Raw genomic sequence first — 5,350 nt, forward strand, 5'->3', positions numbered from 1 at the left:
GAGCAATACGATCCCTGACGTTATGAAACGTCTGCCGAGAGATCTTCTCATCCTCGCAAAACTGCTTGATAGTTTTTCCGTCGCGAACCGGATCGAAATCCGCGATCTTTCTGCGTGTGTGCGATGAAATAGCCATCCGACCATTTCACCGGTTCAGTGTCCAAAAAGTCTCTAGACATCGTGTCAATAAGTAACTGGACTCCATGTCCAAAAAGTCATGAGACATGACAAAGCCCAGCTAGACGATCAGCCCACAGACGCGGAAACGCCCGCCGGTGTCGAATCCGGCGGGCGTTTCTATGCCTGGTTTTTAGTTCTCGTTGGTCTCGCGGCGACGACCGAGCGCCAGGTAGGCGCCACCCACCAGCATCAGCAGGACGCCGAGGGAGATCACGGCGCGCATCGGCGTACCGGTATCCGCAAGATCACCGTCGCGCTCCTTGCTGGAGGAGGTGGTGGTCTTCTTCGTGGAAGTCGAACCCTTCGCAGCAACGCGGTTGGAGTTGTTGCTTGCGTTCTTCACGGACGTGGTGCGGCCCGTGGAGCGGCTCGGGGTGGTCTTCAGCGGCAGTGGCGTCGCCGAGGACTTCGTGGTCTTCGCACCGCCACCGGCACCTGCGAGACCCGCGGCACCGGCCATTGCGGCAGCCGGGCCGAGAACCTTGGTGGCAATCGGCTTGAACTCATCAATCGCCTTCAAAATCTGCTGCGGACGGTTCAACGTGGTCACGTTCGGGTCACGCGGCAGGACGATCTCTGCGGTCTTCGCGTTGCGCTGGACCTGGATTTCCGTGTTCTTGTAGCCGTGCGGTGGTTCGATCAAGGTGAGCTTGATCAGCTTGCGATCCTTAGCGTCCTTATTCAGATCGAACACGACGTTTGCGCGTCCGTCGGCACCAGTCCTACCGGCAACGCGGCCATCAGCGCTCTTGAACTCAGCGCCTTCAACAGCCTTGTTGTCATCGGTGCGGACGAGGACCTCCATGACCCAGTCGTCCTCAGCCGCAGGCGCGGATGGGGTCGTAGTCGCTGGGGTCTCGGTGGCAGGCGTGGTGGGCGTGGCCGAGTTGGTCGGGGTCTCGGTTGCAGGCGTGGTCGTTGTCGTGGCCGGGTTGGTCGGGGTCTCGCTGCCCGGGGTTGCGGTCGGGGTTGCAGCGCCAGTCTCCGGGTTGTCAAGACCAGGCAGCTTGAGGCCAGCGACACCGGCGAAGTTGTCAGCTTCATCGCCCTTGGTGACGACGTTAGAAACCGCGTTGTCCTTCACGTGGATAGCGGTCGCGTCGTCGTCTGCAAAGACGAACTCGCCGTCTTCGTTCTTGTAGGCGTAGTTCAGTGCCTTTACCTTCGGCAGGGTTGCCTTTTCCGGCACTGTCACAGCGGTGTGGGTCGCGGCTGGGGCCTTCTCGTCGACGTCGAGGTGCCACAGGTACGCGTCGCCCTTGTCGTTGGTGGACAGGGCGACAAGCGAGGTCTCGTTCTTCTCACCGTCGGCAGCCCATGCGGCGGGCTTGCCGGCTTCCTTTACGCCGTCGATCTTCAGCGGCTTAGTGGTGAACGCGAGCGGGGTGTTCTTGGCGCCCGACTTATCGTCGGAAAGATCCAGGGTGTACACCTTGTCCTCGCCGAACAGCACAAGCGTGCCGCCTGCGGTGAAGGCAGCGGTGTCGATCTTGGTGGCGTCGTCACCCTTGAGGTCGATCTTGCCCAGATCCATCAGACCACCATCGTTGGCGTTAATGCGCAGCAGGTGGCCGGCGTCCTTGCCCTCCTCGTCCTGGGAGATGGCGTAAAGCAGCTTGTTTTCAGGGTGGCGCGCAAGAGCGGTGTAGGTGCGGCCCTTGGAGTTGTACTGCGCGCCAGAGGTACCGGTGCCGTTACCGGGCGTATCCAGGAACAAGGCAGCAAATGCCTTTGCAGCATCCGAGATGCTCGAGTCCTTGGCTGGGGTCTGCGTGACCGGCGCGGCCGAGTCCGCCACGGGGGTGTTGGCGGTGGCCGGGGTGGTTGCTGGGGTCGTCGATACGCTGCTCGCATTGCTTGTCGACGACACCGGGTCCACCGCAGCAGACGACGTCACAGGCGCAGTCTCCTTCGCAGTAGCGCTCTCCTGCGCGTTTGCGACCGGCACGAGTGCGATCGAGCCTGCGACTGCTGCCGCGAGCGAAAGCCCGACGGCACGTTTTGCCTTGGATGTTGCTGCCATTATTACCTCTCGAGAATAGAAAAAGCGCGCGCGAGCGCCCCCAAAAACCACATATGAATGTATACGCCAACCTTGGACTTCACAATACATCCCGAACAAAAGCGAAACCCGCCTACTCGCCGAGCAATTTGCATCGGTTTCGTAGGCGGGTCAGCTTTTAGGCTTCAGCCGGTTCCGCAGGCTCCTCAGGCTTGGCGGTCTCCGTTGCCTCGGCCTTGTTGTTGGAGCTGCTGCCCTCGGTCTCTACATTCCAGCCGAACTGGCAGCTGGCGTAGTACAGACCCATGATCAGACCAGCCACAGCCAGGAGGCCAACACCGGCAACCGCAGCCGGGGCGGCCGGATTGATCTGGGACAGCTGGCGGTTGACCTGGTCGATCTGCGCCTGGAACTGGTTGAACACAGACGGGACTTCAATGTTCACGTTCGGCATCACGCTGCGCACTGCCTCGTTGGCCTGTGCGGCCGCGGCGTTGAGCTCGTCTTCGAACATCACACCGATACCACCGGCGACTGCACCGAGAAGGCCGATCGGCACCAGCCACGCAACCGGGTTGGATACCGAGGATGCGGTGGCCAGGCACTTGCCCAGGGAGCTGCCGTCCTCGCCAACAATTTCGTTGTCCCTGCCGATACCGCCACCTGCAGCGATGTCGCCGTTGCCCTTCTCAAACTGCAGACCGATCACGATTTCCTTCTGGGACGGATCATCCGCAGCCGGACGCAGTTCGAACGGCTCGGAGAACTTGCCGCGAACCTTGAACGGCTTCGACTCCAGGGTCGAGCCCGCACGGGACGAGTTCTTCTCCGGATCACGCGGATCAATCAGACGCAGGTTGCCCGGGTTGTCGATCTCGAAGGTGTACTCACCCCACGGTGCAGACTCGAAGTAGACGTTGCCGTCTTCGTTGGTCTCGCCCGCGATGGACGGACCACCATCGGTCGGAACCAGCTTGACCTTCAGCCCTGCGAGGCCTTCGTTCTCGTCCTGCGTGCGGTTCTGGTTCTCATCAACCCATGCGATCAGGCGCAGGTTGTCAGCCAGCGGAGCACCCTGGTCAACGATGATGTGAGCGTTGCCCTTGAGGTTCTCGCGCGGGGAGATGATCAGCGTGGATGACGGGTCATCGCCGTAGTCCGGTTCACCCGCGAGGCCGCGGCCACGAGCCGGACGCGTCGGGAGCTCGCCCCTTGCTTCCGCTTGGTTGTGGTGACGGACATTGGTTGCCAGACCTTCCGGAATCTCCGCAGTGAAGATCACACGCTGACCTGGCAGCAACGTGCCGTTGAAGCCTTCAGGCTTCTTAATCTTAAGATCCTTGACCTTCTTCAGCTGATCAGCTGGAACGTCGTTGCCATCCTTGTCCTTGGCATCGCCCTCAAAGATCGCGTCCTTAAGTTCCACGTTCACCATCGGTGCAGAACCGGTGTTCTGGATTTCGTAGGTGAACTTCAGTGCGTTGCCGACGCTCATACGAACAGGCTTGTCCGGGTTGGTAGCAAAGCGGGCGTTGACCTTCTTGTGCACCTCTGCCTTGATGAACTTGGTGTACGCCGAATCCGGTGCGGAACCTACCTTTTCACCAGTGGAGGTTTCACCGAAGGCGGTAGCGACGTTGTTGAAGTCGAACGCATCCTCCGGAGCCTTCATCTTGGCCTTAATCACCTCGGTTTCACCCGGGGCGAGCTCAGCAGTCCAGCCTTCCGGCATCTTCAATTCGATGTTGCGCGACTGAAGTTCCGGATCATCGATCTCGATGTTCTTAATCGGCGTATCACCGGTGTTGGTGATGAAGAGCTCGTAGTAGAGATCTTCGCCGGGAAGGGTGGTCATGACATCGTCGACAAGATTGCCGTCCTTGTCCTTAACCTGGCCCAGGTTATCGGCGTCGCGGCCCCAGACCTGCTTCTCCAGTTTCAGGGAAGCATTCTTGGTCAGCTGGATTTCCGGCAGCTTCACGTCATCACCAGGGCGGACCGGAACCTTGATCTTGTCGACCTCGCGGTCGCTACCCGGAGTCAGGATCTCGATCTCGTTGACGCCAGGCGTGACATCTTCGATCTTGAAGTTGCCCTTCTCATCAACGTCGATGATCTTGGAGTCGCCGTTCGGGTCGGTCACTACGACCTTGGTACCCGGAACAGCATTGCCGTTGCCGTCGTTGACATTGCCCTCAATGGACTGATCGATCGGAGCCTTGACACGGATCTCGCCCATGTCGGTACGCTCGCCCTGCTTCACCGTGACCTTACGGTTCAGCGGCTTGCCGTTGATGTCGGTGTCCGGCCAGCCCTCCGGCAGCTCAATTTCCATGTCGAAATCGACGACGCCTTCAGGGAAGTACTGGAAATCGATCTCCGGGGTAACAAAGAAGCCGTCTTCATCAACGCTGAGCGGAATCTCGTAGTCGAAGTACTCCGGCCCCTTGGTCTCCTCAGTGCGGGGATCGACCGAGATGGTGTTCGGATCAGCGACATCCTTCTTGATGAACTTGATCTTTGCACCCTGGATCGGGTTACCGTGCTCATCGATCAACCAACCACCGACGGTGTTTTCACCGATGCGGTCAGACTTATCCTTGCGGTCACGCTCCGACTTGTCGACCTCGAACTCGATCGGATCAGACTCGCCGTCCTTGACCTCAACGATCTTCGGACGTGGGTTGTTCATGCCCTCAGGGGTCTCTACCTCGACGATGTACTTACCGTCAGGCAGCGGCTTGTCGTCCGGACCATGGATCTCGAAGTTGCCCTCCGGGTCCGTGATCTCGACCTTGTCGACAATCTTCTCGCCATCAGGTCCATAAACCGTGACATTCGGATTACCCTCGCCGTCCTGAGGCAGCGGCTTGCCGTCCTTGTCCTTGACCGAGCCGGTAATGGAAGGCTTGGTCTCGGCCGGAGCGGTCGTGGTCGGCTCAGACGTGGCCGGCTTTGGAGTTTCCTTCGAAGTAGTTACCTTCGTCGTGGTCGGCTCAGACGTGGCCGGCTTTGGAGTTTCCTTCGAAGTAGTTACCTTCGTCGTGGTCGGCTCAGACGTGGCCGGCTCCGTCGTCGGCTCGGTGGTCGGAGTGGTCTCAACCGGCTTCTTATCAATGGTGATTGTTGGCAATTCAGCAGGCTGGCCCGGATCAACCGTTACCGTCC

General features: G+C 59.8%; 1 protein-coding gene and 1 pseudogene. Both read right to left on the reverse strand.

Features of this window, described 5'->3' with window-relative positions; all coding sequences use genetic code 11:
• Positions 1-310: 310 nt before the first annotated feature.
• Positions 311-2,203 (reverse strand): hypothetical protein, encoded by a 1,893-nt coding sequence (locus tag HMPREF2656_RS03955; protein WP_070815924.1) that lies wholly within the window; start codon positions 2,201-2,203, stop codon positions 311-313.
• Between the two features lie 157 nt (positions 2,204-2,360).
• Positions 2,361-5,350: pseudogene (locus HMPREF2656_RS13015) on the reverse strand (hypothetical protein); the annotation flags it as partial.

The organism is Corynebacterium sp. HMSC034B08, assembly GCF_001835805.1.
GTDB classification, from domain to species: domain Bacteria; phylum Actinomycetota; class Actinomycetes; order Mycobacteriales; family Mycobacteriaceae; genus Corynebacterium; species Corynebacterium coyleae.

What these genes read in the sequence shown, in the direction of transcription:
- HMPREF2656_RS03955 (WP_070815924.1), bottom strand. Translation starts at nt 2,203, where the DNA reads ATGGCAGCAACATCCAAGGCAAAACGTGCCGTCGGGCTTTCGCTCGCG.